The sequence below is a fragment of the Shewanella sp. S1-49-MNA-CIBAN-0167 genome, assembly GCF_040310145.1.
Lineage (GTDB): Bacteria > Pseudomonadota > Gammaproteobacteria > Enterobacterales > Shewanellaceae > Shewanella > Shewanella psychromarinicola.
In genome coordinates this window covers 1-271 of the sequence record NZ_JBEOPO010000268.1, presented here as the reverse complement: position 1 = coordinate 271, position 271 = coordinate 1, and the positions used below count along the sequence as shown (strand labels likewise).

Genomic DNA, 271 nt, shown 5'->3' with positions numbered 1-271 from the left:
GATTTGAATTGGCCAATAATGGCACCTTATTTTTAGATGAAATTGCCGAGTTGAGCTTATCGGCACAATCTAAATTGTTACGGGTGATTCAAGAGCAAAGTTTCGAGCGCGTTGGCAGTAGTGAAACCATTAAGGTCAATATTCGCTTAGTGGCCGCCACCCATCACGATTTAACCGCGCGAGTAGAGCAAGGCTTGTTTCGCATGGACTTATATTACCGCTTGAACGTATTTCCAATTACCGTGCCGCCGTTACGAGAGCGCCGCGAAGA

The 271-nt window shown here is 46.1% G+C and carries 1 protein-coding gene; it reads left to right on the top strand.

Annotated elements, in window-relative coordinates:
• Positions 1–271 (top strand): sigma 54-interacting transcriptional regulator (locus AAEZ00_RS21275; protein WP_351089892.1); only part of this gene is annotated, 271 nt, incomplete at both ends.